Annotated in this window: 20 protein-coding genes; 9 read left to right on the forward strand and 11 right to left on the reverse strand. The window is 32.7% G+C overall.

The annotated features are described in order from the left end of the window. Positions 1 to 31: 31 nt before the first annotated feature. Entirely contained in the window at positions 32 to 427 is a 396-nt protein-coding gene (locus tag D6T69_RS15190) for a DUF983 domain-containing protein (protein WP_047788549.1), read from the forward strand. Between the two features lie 47 nt (positions 428 to 474). Here the strand turns inward: D6T69_RS15190 and D6T69_RS15195 are convergent, their stop codons facing one another. The 7 genes from D6T69_RS15195 to topA all read right to left on the reverse strand — a co-directional run bounded on the left by D6T69_RS15195 (position 475) and on the right by topA (position 9,942). Continuing rightward, positions 475 to 1,524, reverse strand: a complete 1,050-nt coding sequence (locus D6T69_RS15195) for an NAD(P)/FAD-dependent oxidoreductase (protein ID WP_073181766.1) — start codon at positions 1,522 to 1,524, stop codon at positions 475 to 477. A 76-nt stretch (positions 1,525 to 1,600) separates the two neighbouring features. Next, positions 1,601 to 2,461 (reverse strand): type IX secretion system ring subunit PorN/GldN, encoded by an 861-nt coding sequence (gene porN, locus D6T69_RS15200; protein ID WP_083574764.1) that lies wholly within the window; start codon positions 2,459 to 2,461, stop codon positions 1,601 to 1,603. 20 nt (positions 2,462 to 2,481) lie between these two features. Next, positions 2,482 to 4,017, reverse strand: a complete 1,536-nt coding sequence (porM, locus tag D6T69_RS15205; RefSeq protein ID WP_073181768.1) for a type IX secretion system motor protein PorM/GldM — start codon at positions 4,015 to 4,017, stop codon at positions 2,482 to 2,484. A 43-nt stretch (positions 4,018 to 4,060) separates the two neighbouring features. Then, positions 4,061 to 4,708 (reverse strand): type IX secretion system motor protein PorL/GldL, encoded by a 648-nt coding sequence (gene porL, locus D6T69_RS15210; protein ID WP_073181770.1) that lies wholly within the window; start codon positions 4,706 to 4,708, stop codon positions 4,061 to 4,063. A 51-nt stretch (positions 4,709 to 4,759) separates the two neighbouring features. Beyond that, a complete protein-coding gene (gene porK / locus D6T69_RS15215; RefSeq protein ID WP_073181772.1) occupies positions 4,760 to 6,139 on the reverse strand; it encodes a T9SS ring complex lipoprotein PorK/GldK in 1,380 nt (459 codons plus the stop codon). A gap of 96 nt (positions 6,140 to 6,235) precedes the next feature. Next, entirely contained in the window at positions 6,236 to 7,396 is a 1,161-nt protein-coding gene (locus D6T69_RS15220; RefSeq protein ID WP_125068872.1) for a formimidoylglutamase, read from the reverse strand. Positions 7,397 to 7,455: 59 nt separating this feature from the next. Next, the gene (gene topA / locus D6T69_RS15225) at positions 7,456 to 9,942 is read right to left on the reverse strand and encodes a type I DNA topoisomerase (RefSeq protein WP_125068874.1); all 2,487 of its coding nucleotides are present in this window, start codon (positions 9,940 to 9,942) and stop codon (positions 7,456 to 7,458) included. Between the two features lie 199 nt (positions 9,943 to 10,141). Here topA and miaB point away from each other — a divergent pair, with 199 nt between their 5' ends. The 8 genes from miaB to D6T69_RS15265 all read left to right on the forward strand — a co-directional run bounded on the left by miaB (position 10,142) and on the right by D6T69_RS15265 (position 17,364). Further along, on the forward strand, positions 10,142 to 11,596 hold the full coding sequence (gene miaB / locus D6T69_RS15230; protein ID WP_125068876.1) for a tRNA (N6-isopentenyl adenosine(37)-C2)-methylthiotransferase MiaB: 1,455 nt from the start codon (positions 10,142 to 10,144) through the stop codon (positions 11,594 to 11,596). A gap of 77 nt (positions 11,597 to 11,673) precedes the next feature. Next, the gene (locus D6T69_RS15235; RefSeq protein ID WP_125068878.1) at positions 11,674 to 12,906 is read left to right on the forward strand and encodes a sigma-54 interaction domain-containing protein; all 1,233 of its coding nucleotides are present in this window, start codon (positions 11,674 to 11,676) and stop codon (positions 12,904 to 12,906) included. Between the two features lie 40 nt (positions 12,907 to 12,946). Beyond that, positions 12,947 to 13,453: an LptE family protein gene (locus D6T69_RS15240; protein ID WP_125068880.1), complete on the forward strand. Its 507-nt coding sequence runs from the start codon at positions 12,947 to 12,949 to the stop codon at positions 13,451 to 13,453. Beyond that, positions 13,431 to 14,201 carry a hypothetical protein gene (locus D6T69_RS15245; RefSeq protein WP_125068882.1) on the forward strand — a complete coding sequence of 257 codons (771 nt, stop codon included), beginning with the start codon at positions 13,431 to 13,433 and terminating at the stop codon, positions 14,199 to 14,201. Before D6T69_RS15240 ends, D6T69_RS15245 begins: the two co-directional genes overlap by 23 nt. Further along, on the forward strand, positions 14,202 to 14,546 hold the full coding sequence (gene secG, locus D6T69_RS15250) for a preprotein translocase subunit SecG (protein WP_047788559.1): 345 nt from the start codon (positions 14,202 to 14,204) through the stop codon (positions 14,544 to 14,546). A gap of 164 nt (positions 14,547 to 14,710) precedes the next feature. Then, on the forward strand, positions 14,711 to 14,986 hold the full coding sequence (locus D6T69_RS15255; protein WP_047788560.1) for a co-chaperone GroES: 276 nt from the start codon (positions 14,711 to 14,713) through the stop codon (positions 14,984 to 14,986). A 99-nt stretch (positions 14,987 to 15,085) separates the two neighbouring features. After that, a complete protein-coding gene (groL, locus tag D6T69_RS15260; protein WP_099215891.1) occupies positions 15,086 to 16,723 on the forward strand; it encodes a chaperonin GroEL in 1,638 nt (545 codons plus the stop codon). 146 nt (positions 16,724 to 16,869) lie between these two features. Further along, positions 16,870 to 17,364 (forward strand): hypothetical protein, encoded by a 495-nt coding sequence (locus D6T69_RS15265; RefSeq protein ID WP_125068884.1) that lies wholly within the window; start codon positions 16,870 to 16,872, stop codon positions 17,362 to 17,364. A gap of 27 nt (positions 17,365 to 17,391) precedes the next feature. On the opposite strand, the gene D6T69_RS15270 is transcribed toward D6T69_RS15265, so the two are convergent. The 4 genes from D6T69_RS15270 to D6T69_RS15285 form a co-directional block, all read right to left on the reverse strand. Next, positions 17,392 to 18,369, reverse strand: a complete 978-nt coding sequence (locus D6T69_RS15270) for a polyprenyl synthetase family protein (RefSeq protein ID WP_125068885.1) — start codon at positions 18,367 to 18,369, stop codon at positions 17,392 to 17,394. Between the two features lie 28 nt (positions 18,370 to 18,397). Further along, a complete protein-coding gene (gene rlmN / locus D6T69_RS15275) occupies positions 18,398 to 19,438 on the reverse strand; it encodes a 23S rRNA (adenine(2503)-C(2))-methyltransferase RlmN (RefSeq protein WP_125068886.1) in 1,041 nt (346 codons plus the stop codon). Between the two features lie 67 nt (positions 19,439 to 19,505). Further along, complete coding sequence (gene queA, locus D6T69_RS15280; RefSeq protein WP_125068888.1) at positions 19,506 to 20,555, reverse strand: tRNA preQ1(34) S-adenosylmethionine ribosyltransferase-isomerase QueA; 1,050 nt, start codon at positions 20,553 to 20,555, stop codon at positions 19,506 to 19,508. Positions 20,556 to 20,622: 67 nt separating this feature from the next. Continuing rightward, on the reverse strand, positions 20,623 to 21,852 hold the full coding sequence (locus D6T69_RS15285) for a 3-phosphoshikimate 1-carboxyvinyltransferase (RefSeq protein WP_125068890.1): 1,230 nt from the start codon (positions 21,850 to 21,852) through the stop codon (positions 20,623 to 20,625). Between the last annotated feature and the right edge of the window lie 4 nt (positions 21,853 to 21,856).

Below are 21,856 nucleotides of genomic sequence, written 5' to 3' on the forward strand. Positions count from 1 at the left end.
AATAGTTAATCGAACTTAATACCCATAAGAAATGTTTGGAAAAGGAAGTAAATTGTATAGTATTTTTAATAGTAAATGTCCTCGATGTCATGAAGGAGACTTCTTTAAATACAAACTTAACTTCAACCCTAAAAAAGTAACTACTTTACATGAAAATTGTCCTCAATGTAATTTTAAGTACATGATGGAGCCTTCTTTTTTCTTTGGTGCGATGTATGTAAATTACGCGCTTGCAGTAGCTCTTTTTGTTGCTATTTTTATTATTGCTAAAGTTTTTATTGGCTTATCTATTTTACATAGTTTCATAGCTATAATAGTTGTTTCTTTAATATTAACACCTATTACATTAAGACTTTCAAGAATTATTTGGATTAACCTATTTGTGGGTTATAAAAAGAACGCCAAAGAATTACAATCAGAAAAATAACTCTACTAGGAATAAGTTTATTATTTCTTAAAATATAAAAAGGTTCGTTATTCAACGAACCTTTTTATATTTATTTCTTTATCCAACTCTTCACCCTTCTCGAGATGATTATATAAGTTTTCTGCAACAGTTGGGGCAATCATTACACCACGTGTTCCTAAGCCGTTTAAAATAGCTAATTTTTGATATTCTGGATGTTTTCCTACTAAAGGTCTTCTATCTTTTACTGTAGGGCGTATTCCTGCTGATTGTTCAATTACTGTATATGGAACTGATATTATCTTTTGTAATTTTTCTTCCAACTCTTTTCTTCCTTCTTCTGTTGGAACTGATGTTTTATCTGTCCAATTAAAAGTAGCGCCTACTTTGTATGTATCGTCACCTAACGGCATTATAAATACACTGCCTTTTAATAAAAAATCTATTTTTAGTTCGGGAGCATGAATTGTTATCGTTTCTCCTTTCGTTCCATTTAAAGGCAAATAATTAAAAAATGGGTTTTTCTTTAAACCAAATCCTTCACTAAACACAATTCTTTTTGCTGTAATATTATCATAACTTACTTTATCTTCTTGAATAGTAACTTTTGAATAGTCAAAGGCTTGTTCTAGGAGACTTTTTAATGATTTTATATACTCTTTATAAGACTTTACTAATAAAGGGGTATCAATTCTTCCTGTTCCTTTTAATTCTCCAAATCCATAATTACCTATAATTCCTTTTATTTTTTTTTTTGATATTTTTGGATTCATATAGTAAGACAACATTGGTTTATCTGATGCAATGAACCAATTGTTTTCATCTCCTACACTTGAAAATACTTTTTTAGTAGTAAATTTATAATCTAAGTTAAGTTGTAACTTTTCTTCTAGTTCTTCATAAAAAGGGATTGCCTTTTCTAGTTGTTCATGTCCATTCCAAACTGGCGTAAATCGTTTTAAGATTACAGGATTGTATACTCCACCAGCAACTACTGAAGATACTTGTGAAGTATTTTCAAAAACAATAAAACTTTTATTGTTTTTAATTAATTGTTCTGTAAAGGCTATTCCTGATAACCCTAAGCCAACGATGATATAATCTACCTCTTTATTCATAATTCAAAAGTACTACTATTGTAATAAAAAAGAGCTTGCATTGCAAGCTCTTTTTTGTTTATACTGAAAAGGAATATTAATAATTCCACATATCCATTTCTCTATTACGAATACCTTCTTTAATTCTATTTGCTTCTAACAATTGAAATAAAGAGTTACCACGAACATAATCAGAAATAGCTCTGTCTCCATAAATGTTCTCTTCTCTCAAAATGGTTGAGTTAAAACGTCTTGCATTTAACAAGTTGTCATAAGAAAGTGGTTGTGCTGAATTTTCTGGGTTGAATACTTTCGAACTATGTAACGTTTCACGAGCATCTGGGAAAAACACCCAAAATAATGGATATACATTTTCACTATCGTCAATTTCTTCAACTCCCATTACTTGTACATCTGGCCCCATAGGTGCTAAGGCTAATAAACGATATTTTAACTCACCTTGGCGTTTGTCAAAATACCAAATACCTTTCAATTTAAATCCTTTAATATCCTGAGACTGTACATAATAATCATCCACATAATCTCCATTTTGACGTTGATTATGAACCATCATTTCTATATCGTTCATACCAATCTTTGTAGTAAAATAAGAGTCGTTATAAACCTCAGTTATTTCACCGTTTTTGATACCTTTTAATAAAGTATCAAATAAAGAACGTCTTGTAAGACCTGCATTCATAGTATCAATTGGGTAATAATAAGGTAGATTTATTTTCTGGTTTAAATCTACATATTCCCACACCACTTTAGACCATAACACATCTCTATCACTAATGTAGCCATAAGGAAGTGGTTTGTCATCTTCTGAAGCTATTTGAGCTTCAGATTTAACTCCAATTTCATCTACCTTTTTAGCATTTAAAAGGTTAGCTTGTGCACTTGCATAGCTTGTCGCAGCAAACGCGAATAAAACCATATAAAAACGCTTCCAATTCATACTTTCTTATTTTTTACTTATTAATTTGTAATTTCTACGCTAACAGGTAATACTTTTTTAATTTTGTAGTTAGAACCTGATACTGATGCTTTGATATCAAAAATCGTAATTACATCATTTCTTCTAGCCTTATTTATAGCTGCTTTAGCTCTAGAGTTTAAGCCTCTACCACTAACTGAAATAGCTACTTGTCCTGGTACTTTAACCTTAAAGCTAGATACGTTTAGTTTTAAATCAAATAAGAAGTCTGGTAATCCTGCAGCTACGCTTATTCTTCCTAAACTAGCTTTTGGCATTTTTACGGTACCATATTGACCTCTAACCATACCTACTGCTGGTGGTATGTCTTTAATTCTAAATTTCTTAACAGAACGTACACCTTTTGATGCACCCGTTGGAGTTCCTGTAACTACGATGTTTACCTCACTACCTTTTCCTGGATACATAGTATACTTGTCTCCTCTAACTCTTTTCAATCCTGGAGCTTTTGCAGAAACTTTATTTCCTGGTACTCCTGGAATAGAAATAGTTAACGGGTTAGCTAAACCACGGTATACTACATTCATTTTATCTGCAGAAACTAGAGCTTCATTTGGTCTAGGAATAACAGCATAAGCTCCTTTAATATCTATTTTTACAATAGAATCTCCTTCTTTAAATTGGAACTCTCCTTTTAATTCCTTATCTCCTACATTACCTGCTGGACCGTCTAGAATAACTTGTCCTGCTTGAATTTTTTCTTGCTCAACTTCTTTATCATTAATAATAACTTTCTCTGCAGTTAAATTAGGATCTTTTTTTCCTAATACAATTCTACCTGATAAGTTTTCTCCAGGATAATAAGCACTCTTATCAAAAACAACCATTGCTTCATATTTGGTCATAGATACAGCACTTTGTAATTCTCCTTGTAATAAAGCTGTTAAAGCATCAGATTCTGTAGCTTTAATATCTGCTTGGATTTGAGTTAACTTAGTTAAAGACGCAATTAAAGGGAAACCTTCAAAATGATATTTTAACCAGTCAATTTTTTTACCGTCTTTATTTTCTACTTTACTTGTATTAAAACGAGCGGCTATTACATCTGCTACTTCTGTACCTTCTAAAGCAGCAACAGCATCATTTCTGAAAGCATCTATCTTAGCAACAAATTCTTGTCCTTTTTTTGATATTTTACCTCCTTTAAAGAACAATTCATCTAAAAATTTAGACTTATCCATTGTTTCATATGCTTTTTTATCTTCTAAATCACCAGTCATTTGGCTCTTTAAATCTCCTACGTAAGCATATAATTCATCAGCTGCTACTTTTAACTTATCTGTTTTCTCCTTAGCTTCACCGTATTGCTTAGCTTGTTCTGCTGCCTTTTGAGCTAACGTTTCGTAAGCTGTTTTATTTTTCTCTGTTGCTTTTTGGTTAGCTACTGTTAACTTTTCATTCATTAATCCAAAGGCAGATAATACTTCCTTACTCATGTTCATTGCTAACATTGCAATAAACACTAAGTACATAAGGTTAATCATCTTCTGCCTTGGTGATAGTTGTCCTCCTGCCATATTAATTAGTTTGTTTAGTTAATAATTAGATTAAACTAATTAATTATTTGTTAGACATTGCAGTTAACATTCCTCCATATACTCCATTTAATGAAGATAGGTTTGTTGCTAACGATTGCATTTGCTCTTGTAAACGTTGAGAGTTTTCTACCATAGCTGAGTTTAAATCGGCTTGTTTACTAGCATTTTCTACTTGAGTTTGGTATAAACTATTTAATGATTCCATTTGAGCTGCTGCTCTAGACATTTGTTCATTGTAACTATTAGTAGCTGAAATTGATTGAGAAGCTGAAGCTAATGGCTCTACTGCTCCTTGGAAGCTTTTAATACTGTCTCCTAAACGAGATACTAATTGAGCATCTAATTTAGCTTCACTTAGTATATTGTCTAATTTTTGAGATAACATGCTTTGTGCTTCTTCTGGTGAAGCAGAAACTTTTTTATCTCTTTTGTTACCTGATGATTGTCCATCTGCTAACTCTGGGTATACTTTTGTCCAATCTAAATCGTCTTCAACTGCTTCAAACGCTGACAATGCGAAAACTGCTGCTTCAACAATCATACCTACCATTAATACTTCATTTCCAAAAGGCCAGTGTAAAATTTTAAATAATGCTCCAATAATAACTACTGCGGCTCCTAAACCGTAAGCCATGTTGAACATTTTTTTAGTTGATTTTGATTGTGCCATAATTCTTGATTTTTAAAATTTGGGGATTAATATTTATTCTTGTTTTCTTGTTTAATTACTTTTATTGGTACCTAAATAATCTTGTACGGTTCTAAATCCGATATAACTTCTTGCGGTGTCAGCGTATTCCCAATCACGAGAACTTACCTCTAAGAAATATGCTACATCTTTCCAAGATCCTCCACGTATTATCTTTCTTCTATTTTCTTTTATTTCAACATTAGGGTTCATGGTAGACCCCATATAATAAGACATTTGATTGTAAGCTGTATTTGTCCATTCTGAAACATTACCTGCCATATTAAACAATCCATACTCATTAGGATTATAAGACATTGCTTCAACTGTGTAAAGGGCTCCATCAGCTGCATAATCTCCACGAACTGGTTTAAAGTTTGCTAAAAAACATCCTCTATCACTCGTTGTACTAGGTCCTCCCCAAGGATATTTACCATAATCTAATCCTCCACGTGCTGCATATTCCCACTCTGCTTCTGTAGGCAATCTGAAAGCAGGCACTAAACCTAACTTCTTTCTAGATCTTTGAAAATTATTTTTTGTTTGTGTTCTCCAATGACAGAATGCTTTTGCTTGATTCCATGTTACCCCTACTACTGGGTAATTCTCATACGCTTTGTGTCCGAAATACTCTTGATGCATTGGATCATTGTATGAATAATTAAAGTCTTTTATCCATACTGTTGTATCTGGATACACATTTATAACTTCGTCTTTTAAGAAATCTCTTCTATTCTTACCTGTTCTTGCTGCAGCTTCATTATCAAACCAATAATACCTATAGTTTAATAATTTTGTATTAAATGTTCTAATTCCATTTAAAGCCTCATCTTTTCTAATATATAAAGAGTCCATCACCTCTACATAATCAGCATCAGGATATTCTTGTGAATCCCAAATTAACTCTTCTTCCCAGTTTAATGGTTTTAGTGAATCTAATCCTTCTCCTAATTCGTAATAATTTTCACGCATGTACTTATCATACGGAGTTTCATTAACAGTATCTTTTGATGCAAAAGCATATAATTGTATTCCTTGTGCATTTTTACCTGTATTAGCTGCATCCTCTCCTCCTAAAGAAGCAAATTCTGCTTGATAAGCTAATTTAGTTCTTGTTATGGAATCTCTTACCCAATGAACAAAGGCTTTATACTCACTGTTTGTTATTTCAGTCTCATCCATGTAAAATGGTTGTACCGTAACTGTTTTAGTTGGAGCATTCATAGCCCCCATAGGGTCTTCATCTTGTTTTCCCATAGTGAAAGATCCTCCTGGGATTTTAGCCATACCATATGGTTTTTCAGCAAACCATTTCCTTTTAGATTTCACTCCTACTAACTCTCCCCTATCACCACTTGAACCACAAGAGTAAATGATAGATGCTAACAATGCAAGTACTGTTATTTTTTTCATATTAAATCTTTCTTATAAAAGAGGCGTAAACCTATTATTTTTTTTATTAAAAAACAATTACGAATTATTATTTTTTACAGAACATACAACTTTCTTTTAAACAAGCTTTTGCAAAGCCTTATACCACCTTTCTGGTATTTTTTGTTGTAATGCTTGTTCATAATCTCGATAGTTACATGGTATTAACGCATGTCTTTTGTGTTTATTATTTGATATTAAATTTATTTCCATCCACCAACGACCGCTTTTATCACTCTTATAAAAGTTTATTGGATCATCATCATTTAAAAGTACCGTAAACTTTTGGTAACTTTCTTTGGTTACAAATGGGTAATCTTTAGCTCTTGAATTTACTCCTTCTATAAAGTACCAAATTACTTGAGCTATTAATTTTGCTGTTTGATGATTTAAATCTAAAAGGCTATTGTACTCGTAAATTCCAAAAGATGTTACCTTATCACTTATCCCTGCATAACGTGCAACAGCACATAACTCTTCTCCATAAAATCCATTTGGCGAAGCATTTTTATTTGCAGGAGCATCGCTTTGACGTACACTGCCTATATCTACGCTTACAACATCTGCGTCACGCATTATTGGTTCTACCAATGTTATGTTTTTAACTTCTCCTAATCTGTAGGCTTCAAAATATAATTTATCTAATAGATTTATTTCTTCTTGAGAATTAAAGTAGGTTTGGTACCCTATATTACTGAAGTTAAACAGATTATTAGGCTCCTCCATTACAATTCTACTTAAATAAGATTGAGAGCTTAATTCTTCTTCTAATGAGCCTAAATCAAACCGACTATCAACAACTACTAAGTTAACTGTTTGCTCTAGTTCGTCGTAAGCTCTATAATTTGCGTAAGTTAAATCTTGTCCTCCCCCAATTATTACAGGAAGTATATTTTTTTTTAGTAAAAATGCTACTGATGATTTAACAGCAAAGTAGGTATCTTCTAATGTATTTCCTTTCTCTATGTTTCCGAGATCTGCTATACGAGTATGCCAGTTACCAGGAAATAATTGATACAAATGTTTACGAATTTCGTGTAATTCTTTACCACTCCCTAAATTACCTGCTGCTCCTCTATCATCTTTAACCCCTAAAATTGCGATAGTTACTTCTGTTAAATCTGGAAAACCATCTTGAACAGTATGTAGTTGAATAGTTCTTCCTAATACAGAAGAAGGCTGTAAAACTACACGAGTAGCTACAGAATCTTCAATAGGGGAAAAGAAGTCTATATTCATTTATTAGGGGAATTTTTGGAGTCGCAATATACTAAACTATTTTTTTTCTGAAAGCTTCTTTATTTTTTTTTGGTTGCTTTCTTTTTAGCTGTTTTTTTCTTAGGTGTTTTTGCTTCAATCATTTTAACAGCCTCTTCTTGTGTTAGTTTTTCTATCTCTGTTGTCTTTGGCAGTTCTACCTTTATCTTTCCTTTTATTACATTAAAACGTCCCCAGCGTGCTTTTTCTACACGAATACCAACCTCTTCAAAATTGTGGATTAGCTTTTCACGCTCTTTTCTTTTTTTATCTTCTATTAATTCTTCTAAATCTGTTTGACTTAAATTATCAAAGTCGTATTTTTTATTTACGTTGATAAAAATAGAGTTCCATTTAATAAAAGGGCCAAAACGCCCTACTCCCTTTTGAATTGGCATTCCTTCATATTCTCCAATAGGAGCATCTGCTTTTCTTTTTGCTTCAATCAATTCAATAGCTCTATCCATATCTACAGACATTGGATTTTCTCCTTTATCTAACGATACATATTTACCATCAAATTTAATATAAGGACCAAATCTTCCATTAGCTACAACTACTTCTTTCTCTTCATAGTCTCCCAATGTTTTTGGCAACTTAAATAAATCCATTGCCTCTTCATAGGTAATTGAATTCATTGTTTGGTCACCTTGTAAACTTGCAAAACGAGGTTTCTCTTCATCAGTTGCCTCTCCTATCTGCACCATTGCTCCGTAACGCCCTAAACGCACATACACATTCTTTCCACTTTCAGGATCTACACCTAATAAACGTTCCCCTTTTGCTCTTTCTGCATTTGCAGCAACATCTTCTACAACAACATGAAAGTTTTTATAAAAGTCTTTAATCATTGCTATCCAATCTTCTTTTCCTTCTGCAATTTCATCAAATTCATTTTCTACTTTAGCTGTAAAACCATAATCTAAAATTGCATCAAAATTTTCTACTAAGAAATCATTTACTATATTTCCTATATCTGTTGGCACGAGCTTTCCTTTATCTGAACCTACTCTTTCAGTTAAAATTTGCTCTGACACTTCTTGATTGGCTAAACTTAATTGAGTGTAATTTCTTTCTTTTCCTTCTACAGTTCCTTTTTCAATATACTCCCTTCTTTGAATAGTTGAAATGGTTGGTGCATACGTAGAAGGGCGACCAATACCTAACTCTTCTAATTGTTTTACCAAGGATGCTTCAGAAAACCTTGCTGGCGGACGTGTGTAACGCTCAGTTGCTGTTATCAACTCGTTTATTAATTCTTCATTTACTTCCATTTTAGGTAACATTCCTGCCTGTTCTTCCTCTTCGTTGTCTGTACCTTCTAAATATACTTTTAAAAATCCTTCAAAAGTAATTACCTCTCCATTTGCAGTAAACTGCTTTTTATTCTTATTGTTATCTATTTTTACGACGGTACGTTCTAGCTTAGCTTCACTCATTTGTGAAGCTAATGTGCGTTTCCAAATTAAGCTATACAATCTTGTTTGATCATACTCACCTGTAATTTCATGATTCTCCATGTTAGTCGGACGAATTGCCTCATGCGCTTCTTGTGCTCCTTTAGACTTAGTTGCATAATTACGTGGCTTGCTATATTCTTCACCATAAGAAGCTATAATTTCTGCTTGAGCAGCTTTTTTTGCATCATCAGATAAGTTTACACTGTCTGTTCTCATGTAGGTTATTAACCCTGCTTCATACAAACGTTGTGCTACCATCATAGTTTTGGCAACTGGAAAACCTAATTTTCTTGACGCTTCCTGTTGCAACGTCGATGTAGTAAATGGCGGTGCTGGAGATTTTTTTGCTGGTTTTTTTTGTAAATCAGCAACAGAAAATTCTGCTCCTAAACAAGAATTTAAGAAATTTTCAGCTTCTTTTTTTGTTGAAAAGTTCTTTGCTAATTTTGCTTTAAACTTTTTTCCTTCTGCATTTACAAACTCTGCATCAACACGATAAGAAGCTACTGGTGTAAAACCTTCTATTTCTCTTTCACGTTCTACAATTAAACGTACTGCAACCGATTGCACCCTACCTGCTGACAATCCTGGTTTTACTTTTCTCCATAATACAGGAGATAATTCATATCCTACAATTCTATCTAACACACGTCTTGCTTGTTGAGCATCAACAAGATTGTAATTAATTGTGCGTGGGTTTTCAATTGCTTTTAAAATTGCATTTTTAGTAATAGAGTTAAAAACAATACGCTTAGTGTTTTCATTTTTCAACTTCAATTGTTCCGCTAAGTGCCATGCTATAGCTTCTCCCTCGCGGTCTTCATCGGATGCTAACCAAACAGTTTCTGCTTTCTTTGCTAAGTCTTTCAGTTTTTTTACTACCGCTTTTTTATCGGTAGAAACTATATACTTCGGTTTGAAATCTCCTTCTACATTTACACCCAATTCCTTAGATGGTAAGTCTGCAATGTGTCCAAAACTCGATTCAACCTGAAAGTCCTTTCCTAAAAACTTCTCTATTGTTTTCGCCTTAGCAGGTGACTCAACTATTACTAAATTTTTTGCCATACGTCTTATATCTCTTATCTCATTTTACACCTTAATAATATAGGTATAATTCAGTTTGCAAAAGTATATAGTTTTTTTTTAATGGGTCATTTTTAACAAAATTTTACTTTTTCTTAAAAAAACAATCCATGTCAATTTGTCACAAATTACACTTTTTGGTTGTATCTTTGCAGCCTATTTTAGTACGATTTAAGGATTTATGGAACACGTAGAGAAAGTAATTGATGAGAAAAAACAAGGAAAAGCCCTTGTTACAGAACACAAAGAAGGAAACAACAAAAAACTTTTTATAGAAAGTTATGGTTGTCAAATGAATATGAACGATAGCGAAATTGTGGCGTCAATTTTAGCTGAACAAGGTTTTAATACCACACAAAACCTAGAAGATGCAGATCTTGTACTAGTTAACACTTGTTCTATTCGTGAAAAAGCAGAAACCACTGTTCGTAACAGACTTCAAAAATACAACGCTGTTAAAAAAACTAACCCAACTATGAAAGTTGGTGTACTAGGTTGTATGGCAGAACGACTGAAAGAAAAATTTTTAGAGGAAGAAAAAATCGTTGACTTAGTTGTTGGTCCTGATGCGTATCGAGACTTACCAAATTTAATTGAAGAAGTTGATGCGGGTCGAGATGCTGTAAATGTAATTTTATCTAAGGAAGAAACGTACGCTGATGTTTCTCCTGTACGCTTAAACTCTAACGGAGTTTCTGCATTTGTTTCAATTACTCGTGGTTGTGATAATATGTGTACATTCTGTGTAGTTCCTTTTACTCGTGGCCGTGAACGTAGTCGTGACCCTAAGAGTATTATTGAAGAAATTCGCAGTATGCAAGAAAAAAACTTCAAAGAAATTACCTTATTAGGACAGAATGTTGATTCTTATTTATGGTATGGTGGTGGATTGAAAAAAGATTTCAAAAAAGCATCTGAATTAGCACAAGCTTCTGCAGTAGATTTCGCTCAATTATTAGACATGTGTGCTACTGAGTTTCCTAAAATGCGTTTCCGTTTTTCTACGTCTAATCCACAGGATATGACCTTAGATGTGATTCATGTAATGGCAAAACACCAAAACATTTGTAAATACATTCACTTACCTGTTCAAAGTGGAAGTAACAATATGCTTAAAGCTATGAACCGTCAACACACTCGTGAAGAGTATATGGAGTTAGTTGACAATATTTATAAAATTGTTCCTGAAATGGCTTTAAGTCAAGATATGATTGCTGGTTTCTGTGGAGAAACTGAAGAAGACCATCTTGATACTTTAGACATGATGAACTATGTAAAATATAGCTTCGGGTTTATGTTTGCTTATTCAGAAAGACCAGGAACCTTAGCTGCTAAGAAAATGGAAGATGATGTTCCTTTAGCTATCAAAAAACGTCGTTTACAAGAAATCATCAACCTACAACAAGAACATAGTTTATACAGAGCTAAAGAACATGTAGGGAAAATTCAGGAAGTTTTAATTGAAGGAACTTCAAAGAGAAACGAAAACGAATGGAAAGGTCGTAACACACAAAACACCGTAGTTGTTTTCCCTAAAGAAAACTATAAAATGGGTGATTTTGTAAATGTAAAAATTGAAGATTGTACTTCTACTACCTTAAAAGGTACGGCTGTTGGATATTCTGACAATAATTAATTTATAAAAAGAGAGTCAAGAGAAAAGATTACATTTTTCTTTTCTCTCTATTCTTTTTTCTCTATTCTAAAAAAGAAATGGAAAATTTACAAGCTATAAAACAACGCTTTGGCATTATCGGTAACGATGTGCAACTAAATCGCGCTATTGAAAAAGCGATTCGTGTTGCTCCTACTGATATTTCGGTACTAGTTACTGGTGAAAGTGGTGTTGGAAAAGAAAATATCCCAAAAATAATTCATCAATTATCACACAGAAAACATGCAAAATATATTGCAGTAAACTGTGGTGCTATTCCTGAAGGAACGATTGACAGTGAGTTATTTGGACATGAAAAAGGAGCTTTTACAGGAGCTACACAAACCCGAAAAGGGTATTTTGAAGTGGCTGATGGCGGAACCATTTTTTTAGATGAAGTTGGTGAGCTTCCATTAACCACTCAAGTGCGTTTGTTACGTGTATTGGAAAATGGAGAATTTATAAAAGTAGGATCTTCACAAGTACAAAAAACAAATGTTCGTATTGTAGCTGCAACCAACGTTAATATGCACGAAGCTATTTCTAAAGAGAAATTTCGTGAAGATTTATATTACCGTTTAAGTACTATAGAAATTCCACTACCTCCTTTAAGAGAACGTGGAGAAGACATACATTTACTGTTCAGAAAGTTTGCTGCCGATTTTGCACAAAAATACCGAATGCCTACCATCAGGTTAAATGAGAATGCTGTAAAGGTTTTATTGAACTATCATTTCCCTGGTAATATTCGTCAATTAAAAAACATTGCCGAACAAGTATCAATAGTTGAGGAAGATAGGCTAATTACCCCTGAAAAACTAATTCAATATTTGCCTGAAAACCGTAGTAATCTACCTGCTGTTGTAGGTGACAGAACTACAAGTCAATCAGATTTTGCTAATGAACGAGACATCATGTATAAAATCTTGTTTGATATGCGTAATGACATTAATGATCTAAAAAAGCTAACGCTAGATTTAATGCAAAACGGAAACTCTCAACAGGTACAAGAAGACAATCATCGTTTAATTGAACGTATTTATCAAGATCAAGATTTATCAGAAGCTTCAAACATTGAGGTAGTACAAATTCCAAAATCAACTTCTCATCAAAATGATTATGATTATGCGGAAACCATTGAGGAAGATGAAAGTTTATCGTTACAAGAAAAAGAAATAGAAATGATAAAAAAGTCTCTCGAAAAAAACAATGGTAAGCGTAAATTAGCTGCCAAAGAATTAGGAATATCTGAGAGAACCTTATACAGAAAAATAAAACAATACGATTTATAATAGCTACATTGTTTACTTTTAAAAAATTATTCAACTTTAAATGAAAAAAACTCTTTATATAGTATCGTTACTTATTACTTTTACAACCATTATTGGTTGTGGAGCATACTCTTTTACTGGTGGAAACACAGGAAATGCAAAAACAATTCAGGTTGATTTTTTTCCTAACCAAGCACCTTTAGTTGAACCAATACTTAGTCAAAAATTCACACAAGATTTACAAGATTTATTCACTCGTCAAACTAATTTAACCTTGGTGAATTCCGGTGGTGATTTACATTTTTCTGGTGAAATTGTTGACTATCGTATTACACCAATGAGTGCAACAGCTCAACAAACAGCTGCTCAAAACCGATTAACAATTACTGTAAATGTAAACTTTGTTAATGCTTTAGAAGAGAAAGATAATTTTGAAAAACGTTTTTCTTTTTACTACGATTACGGAGCTAATCAACAATTAACAGGAGGGGTTTTAGAAACTGCTTTAGATGAAATTATAGAACGTATTACGCAAGATATTTTTAATGCCTCAGTGGCAAAATGGTAATTTTTTGAATAAGGATTTATACATACAGTTATTAGAAAAGCCTGAATTAATTTCGCAAGAACATCTTTCAGATATTACTGATATCATTCAAGAATATCCTTATTTTCAATCAGCTAGAGCACTTCGTTTAAAAATTTTAAAAAATCAAGAAAGTTATAAATACAACAACGAGTTAAAAATAACGGCAGCTCACACCAGTGACAGAACTGTTTTATTTGATTTTATTACCTCTGAAGCTTTCAAAGAAGCTCCTATAAAAGAAGAAAAGATTAGTTTAAAAGACAAAATTCTTCCTAAAAGGAAACAAATAAAAGTTTCAGCAATAGAAGAAGATTTAGCTATTGGTAAACCTCTTTCTTTCACACAAAACGAAACTTTTTCTTTCAATCAATGGTTACAACTATCATCTAAAAAAGCTATAGTTAGAACTTTAAATAATAAAATTTCAGAAAAACAAACAAGCAAAACTCCAGTTAAATCTGAGCACGAAGCTATTATTGATCGTTTTATTGAAACTGCTCCAAAAATTTCTCGCCCTAGCAAAACAAATACCTCGGATATAAAAATATCCGAAAATCAACAAAATAATCAATTAGCTACCGAAACTTTGGCTAAAGTATATTTAGAACAAAAGAAATATGATAGTGCTATTCAAGCATATAAAATATTAAGTTTGAAATATCCAGAAAAAAGTGGTTTCTTTGCAGACCAAATTAAAAGAATACAAATTTTACAAAACAATAAATAGATGACAACGTATACTTTACTTTTAGTTTTAATATTGATTGTTGCAATAGCATTAATCTTAATTGTAATGGTTCAAAATCCTAAAGGTGGAGGATTATCTTCATCATTTGGAGGCGGTGGAGCTCAAAATATTGGAGGTGTACAAAATACGAATAGCTTTTTAGACAGAACTACATGGACATTAGCTATTACTATGTTTGCTTTAATTTTATTAGCTAACTTTGCTATTCCAAGAGGAAATGCAGCTGACGCTCCTCAATTAAATGAAACCTTAAACAATATTGAAACTACAACAACTCCTGCTACACCAGCAGCAACAGATACAGCTAAAGATAGCGCTCAATAGTTTCTAAAAAAAATAGAATATAAAATGCCAACGTAAATGACACGTTGGCATTTTTTTTATTTATTAATCTAATGTATTAGAAAAATTGTCAGCAAAAACCTAATGGCATAATTTCTGACAAAATACTACCAGTAAAATTAATTTAATCAATCAAAATATATAAAATGGGATTAAACATTAAACCTTTAGCAGACAGAGTTCTTGTTGAACCAGCTGCAGCAGAAACTACTACAGCATCAGGAATCATCATCCCTGACAACGCAAAGGAAAAACCACAAAAAGGTACTGTCGTAGCCGTAGGAAACGGAACAAAAGATGAGCCTTTAACTGTAAAAGTTGGTGATACTGTTTTATACGGAAAGTACGCTGGTACAGAGCTTAAATTAGAAGGAAAAGATTATTTAATTATGAGAGAAAGCGACATTTTCGCTATTATCTAAAATTTCTTTGCTATTAGCTTTTCGCTATTAGCCTATTAAACAAAAAATTTAAAACCAAGCCAACAGCTATATGCTAACGGCAAAAAAACTTAAACAAACATGGCAAAAGATATAAAATTTGATGTAGACGCTCGCGACGGATTAAAACGTGGAGTAGATGCATTAGCAAATGCAGTAAAAGTAACTTTAGGTCCTAAAGGGCGTAACGTAATTATTTCTAAATCATTCGGAGCTCCTCATGTAACTAAAGATGGAGTTTCTGTAGCTAAAGAAGTAGAGTTAGAAGATGAGTTAGAAAACATGGGAGCTCAAATGGTAAAAGAAGTAGCTTCTAAAACTAACGATTTAGCAGGTGACGGTACTACTACTGCGACTGTATTAGCACAAGCAATCGTAAAAGAAGGATTAAAAAATGTTGCTGCAGGTGCTAACCCTATGGATTTAAAACGTGGTATTGATAAAGCAGTAGCCGCTATTACTGAAGATTTAGCAAAACAATCTAAAGAAGTTGGTGATTCATCAGAAAAAATTAAGCAAGTAGCTGCAATTTCTTCTAATAACGATGCGGTAATTGGTAACTTAATTGCTGAAGCATTTGGTAAAGTTGGAAAAGAAGGAGTGATTACTGTTGAAGAAGCTAAAGGAACTGACACCTATGTTGATGTTGTTGAAGGAATGCAATTTGATCGTGGATACTTATCTCCTTACTTTGTAACAGATGCTGATAAAATGATTGCTGACTTAGACAATCCTTATATCTTATTATTCGATAAAAAGATTTCTAACTTACAAGAAATTCTTCCAATTTTAGAGCCAGTTGCTCAATCTGGTAAACCTTTATTAATTATTGCTGAAGATGTTGACGGACAAGCTTTAGCTACTTTAGTTGTGAACAAACTACGTGGTGGATTAAAAATCGCTGCTGTAAAAGCTCCAGGGTTTGGAGATCGTAGAAAAGCAATGTTAGAAGACATCGCTATTTTAACTGGTGGTACCGTAATTTCTGAGGAAAGAGGTTTCTCATTAGAAAATGCAACTTTAGATTTATTAGGTACTGCAGAAACAGTAACTATTGATAAAGATAACACTACAATTGTTAATGGTTCTGGTGACGAAGCACAAATCAAAGCTCGTGTAAATCAAATCAAAGCACAAATTGAGACGACTACTTCTGATTACGATCGTGAAAAGTTACAAGAGCGTTTAGCGAAGTTAGCTGGTGGTGTTGCTGTACTATATGTTGGTGCTGCTTCTGAAGTGGAAATGAAAGAAAAGAAAGACCGTGTTGATGATGCTTTACATGCTACAAGAGCCGCTGTAGAAGAAGGAATTGTTGCCGGTGGTGGTGTTGCTTTAGTACGTGCTAAAAAGGTGTTAGAAACTATTACTACAGAGAATTTAGACGAAACTACAGGTATTCAAATTGTAAATAGAGCTATTGAATCTCCATTACGTACTATTGTTGAAAATGCTGGTGGTGAAGGTTCAGTTGTAATCAATAAGGTTTTAGAAGAAAACCAAAACTTTGGTTACGATGCAAAATCTGAACAATATGTAGATATGTTAGAGGCTGGTATTATTGATCCTAAGAAAGTAACTCGTGTAGCTTTAGAAAACGCTGCTTCTGTTGCTGGAATGATCTTAACTACTGAGTGTGCTTTAGTTGATATTAAAGAAGATGCTCCTGCAGGTGGTGGAATGCCTCCAATGGGTGGTGGAATGCCAGGAATGATGTAATGGCGAATCGCCATAGATAAATATAGAAAACCTCGAGACATATCTCGAGGTTTTTGTTTTTGTATGAAAAACAAAAAATTACTCATTAAAAAACAACCATAAAATTATCAGTTTTTTGTATAATTGATAAAAAATAATGTGAAGCTATGAACAACAATAAGATTAAAGAGGAAATTCGTAATTACAAACTATATAAAATCCAAACTACAGATCAAAAAATACGTGAGTTTGAAAATACCTTTAAAAAAATAGAAGAAAAATCTATTTTTAGAAGTATCAAGGATTTTTCTTTAAACTCTTTTAGGATTATCTTGCTTTTACTATCAATTTTAACGGTTAGCTTTTCTTTAATTTTCTTCTTTCCTGAATTTATAGTTACCATTATAGAAAAATCAACCAAATCTTCACTCACTCAAGACAGTAAAACAATTCTTTTATTAAATCATAATGTATTTTCATACATTTTCTTCTCTACCAGTATGGTTTTATTCATTTTAACCTATACAGTAAATAAAAACATAAAAAATCGTAACTACACATTTAAGCTACATCTTTTAACTAGTGATATTATAAATCATCTAAAAGATATATCTAAAGATGAGAAAATAAAATATGAAGCATACGTAGAAAACACTAAATAAAAGTTAGCTTATCTCATACAAGTAAAGTTATATTTTCCTTTCCACAACATAATCAATCATTTGAAGCAAAGAACTTTTATATTCTGAATCTGGGTAATTATTAAGAATAGCTAATGCTTTATTTTTATAATCGTGCATTTTAGCTGTCGTATATTCTAACCCTCCATTTTCTTTTACAAAAGCAATGACTTCTTTTACTCTTTTTTTGTTTTTATTATGCTTTTTTACCGAATTGATTAACCAGGTTTTTTCTTTAGGAGAACAAGTATTCAGTGTATAAATCAATGGAAGTGTCATCTTTTGTTCTTTAATATCAATTCCTGTTGGTTTTCCTATTTTATCTTCAGTATAATCAAATAAGTCGTCTTTAATTTGAAATGCAATACCAATGTATTCTCCGAACTTTCGCATTTGTTGTACTGTTTCATTGTTCGCACCAACTGATGCCGCACCAATACCACAACATGCTGCAATTAACGTTGCCGTTTTTTGACGAATAATTTCAAAATAAACCTCTTCAGTAATGTCGAGTTTACGAGCTTTTTCAATCTGTAACAACTCCCCTTCACTCATTTCTCGAACCGCAATCGAAATCAATTTCAGTAAATCAAAATCTTCATTATCTATAGAGAGTAATAATCCTTTAGATAGTAAATAGTCACCTACTAAGACAGCTATTTTATTCTTCCAAAGTGCATTGATTGAGAAAAAACCTCTACGGCGGTTACTATCATCAACTACATCATCGTGTACCAAAGTTGCTGTGTGGATTAATTCTACTACTGAAGCTCCTCGGTATGTTCGTTCATCAAAACCGCCATTAGAAACCATTTTTGCTACCAAAAACACAAACATTGGTCGCATTTGCTTTCCTTTTCTACGAACGATATAATAGGTAATTCTGTTTAATAATGGAACTTTAGACAACATCGAATCTTTGAACTTTGTTTCAAAGAGTTCCATTTCTTTAGCAATCGGAAGTTTTATTTGCTCTACTGGCTTCATTCAGATATCAAAAGTAAGGAATTAATCTTTAACTTTTATTTGCTAATTGCCCACAAGCTGCATCAATATCTTTTCCTCTAGAACGACGCACATTTACCACAATATCGTTCATTTCAAGATTAGAAATATAATTATTCAAAGCTCTGTCTGATGCTTGCTGAAATTCTCCGTCATCTATTGGATTGTACTCTATTAAATTAACCTTACACGGAACATATTTACAGAATTGTACCAGTGCATCAATATCTTCTTTTCGATCATTAATTCCATTCCAAACAACATACTCGTATGTTATTTTTCGTTTAGTCTTTTCATACCAATACTCCAAAGATTCTTTTAGATCTTTTAATGGGAAAGTAGCATTGAATGGCATAATAGATGTTCGAACTTCATCAATGGCTGAATGTAATGAAACTGCTAAATTAAAACGTACTTCATCATCTGCCATTTTTTTAATCATTTTAGGCACGCCAGAAGTTGACACAGTAATTCTTCGAGCTGCCATTCCCAAGCCTTCATCCGAAGTTATTTTATCAATAGCTTTAATTACATTATTGTAATTCATTAAAGGTTCTCCCATTCCCATAAAAACAATGTTTGACAATTTATGATTATGGTATAACCTACTTTGTTTATCAATTGCTACAACTTGATCATAGATCTCATCTGCATTTAAATTACGCATGCGTTTTAAACGAGCTGTGGCACAAAATTTACAATCTAAACTACAACCCACTTGACTAGATACACAAGCTGTAGTACGTTTTTCGGTAGGAATTAAAACTGACTCTACAATTAACCCATCATGTAACTTGATAGCATTTTTTATCGTACCATCATTACTACGCTGCATTGCATCAACTTCAATATGATTGATTACAAAGTTCTCATCAAGCATTTTTCTTGTTGCTTTAGATAAGCTTGTCATATCATCAAACGAATGCGCTGCTTTATGCCATAACCATTCATACACTTGGTTACCTCGAAAGGCTTTATCTCCGTTTTCAACAAAAAAGTCACGGAGTTGTTCTTTGGTTAATGCACGTATATCTTTCTTCTTTACTGTCATCAGGTACAAAAATACACAAAACCTCACAAGTAGCTTGTGAGGTTTTGTTAATGGTTTAAAAACTATTTTATAAAATTAACATCGCATCTCCGTACGAGTAAAATTTATATTTTTCTTTAATTGCTTCTTGGTAAGCCTCCATCATAAAATCGTGACCAGCAAACGCCGATACCATCATTAATAAAGTAGATTTTGGAGTATGGAAGTTTGTTACCATACAGTTAGCGATACTAAAGTCGTATGGAGGGAAAATGAATTTGTTTGTCCATCCTTCATAAGCATTTAATTGCTTACTAGAAGATACTGATGATTCAATCGTTCTCATCACTGTAGTACCTACTGCACAAACTTTTTTCTTGTTAGCAATAGCATTATTTACCATATCTGCACTAACTTGCGGAATAATAATTTGCTCAGAATCCATTTTATGCTTAGATAAATCTTCAACCTCTACTGGGTTAAAAGTACCTAAACCTACATGCAATGTTGTTTCAGCAAAATCTACTCCTTTAATTTCTAAACGCTTCATTAGGTGCTTAGAAAAGTGTAATCCTGCTGTTGGTGCTGCTACTGCTCCTTCGTGCTTAGCAAAAATAGTTTGGTAACGATCTTCGTCTTCTGGCTCTACCTCACGTTTTATGTATTTTGGTAATGGCGTTTCTCCTAATTCGATTAATTTTTTTCTAAATTCATCGTAAGGACCATCAAATAAGAAACGTAATGTTCTTCCACGTGAAGTAGTATTGTCAATAACTTCAGCTACTAAACTTTCATCATCTCCAAAGAATAACTTATTACCTATTCTTATTTTTCTTGCTGGATCTACTAATACATCCCACAAACGATTTTCAGCATTTAACTCACGTAATAAGAATACTTCAATACGAGCTCCAGTTTTTTCCTTGTTTCCGTACATACGGGCTGGAAATACTTTCGTATTGTTCAACATCATTACATCTCCTTCATCAAAATAATCGATTAAATCTTTAAATAGTTTATGCTCGATTTTTTGTGTGTCACGGTGCAATACCATTAATCGTGCTTCATCTCTGTGCTCTGAAGGATACTCTGCCAATAATTCTTTTGGCAATTCAAAATTAAAATTTGATAATTTCATTTGTAAAATTTTCTTAACGGTGGCAAATATACAATTTCAACATAGGGGTTGTCAAGCTATTGCCCTATTATTTTATGGTAACATTCTGAATTCCTACACTCAGCATATCTTTCCAAAAACTTCTATACGATTTAGTTACTACTTCTGCTTCTAAAATTTCTATGGAAACTTTTAATGCTAACGGAGCAAATGCCATTGCCATTCGGTGATCATTATAGGTAGCTATTTGAATATTCTCTTTAATTTTTATAGATGGTTTTAAGTGTAAACTTTCATTAGTAACTGAAATATCTGCTCCTAATTTTGTTAACTCTTCACGTAATGCTTCTAAACGATCAGTCTCTTTAATTTTTAAGGTATGTAGCCCTGTTAAATCACAAGCAACACCTAATCCGAAACATGTAACTGCAATAGTTTGGGCTATATCTGGTGCATTTTTTAAATTTTCTTTTAATACAGCTGAACTATGTTCTCTTTCTTTGGTTAAAAGAATTGAGTTGTCTTTAAAAGTGGTCGTCACTCCAAAATGCTTATAGATTTCTTCCAAGCAACTATCTCCTTGTAAACTATCTTTTTTATACGCTGATAATTTCACAGAAGAGCCTATTTTACTCAATGCAATAATCGAATAAAAATAAGACGCTGAACTCCAATCAGACTCAACTACAACTGTTTGTTTCTCTACAGTTAATTTAGGTTTTATTTTAATAACCTGTCCTTTAAACTCAGCTTCAACCTTCAATTGATGTAATAGCTGTAAGGTCATATTGATGTAGGGAACCGATGTAATTTTTCCAACCAATTCAATTTCCAGTCCTTTTTCTAAGCTAGGAGCAATTAGCATTAATGCTGAAATGTATTGACTACTCACATTTCCGTTAATTGAAACTTTATTTCTCGTTAACTTCTTACCTGTTATTTTGAGCGGTGGATAGCCTTCTTTTTTTTCATATTCTATATCAGCACCTAAATCACGAAGCGCATTAACCAAGATTTCAATTGGTCGATTATGCATACGGTCAGATCCTTGCAATACTTTTGTAACACCTTCTTGTGTTGCAAAAAAAGCAGTTAAAAAACGCATCGCAGTTCCTGCATGTCCAATGTCTGCAACTGTATCATCAGAAGTTAACGCTCCTTGTAAATGGTGTGTATCGTCAGAATCTGATAAATTTTCAATTTGTAAACCTGGATATAACTGTTGTAAAATCAACAATCTATTTGATTCACTTTTTGAACCTGAAATGGTTATATGAGTACCTGAATTAAATTCTTCAGTTTTTAGTCTTAAATCCATAAAA

This window comes from Tenacibaculum singaporense (genome assembly GCF_003867015.1).
Lineage (GTDB): Bacteria > Bacteroidota > Bacteroidia > Flavobacteriales > Flavobacteriaceae > Polaribacter > Polaribacter singaporensis.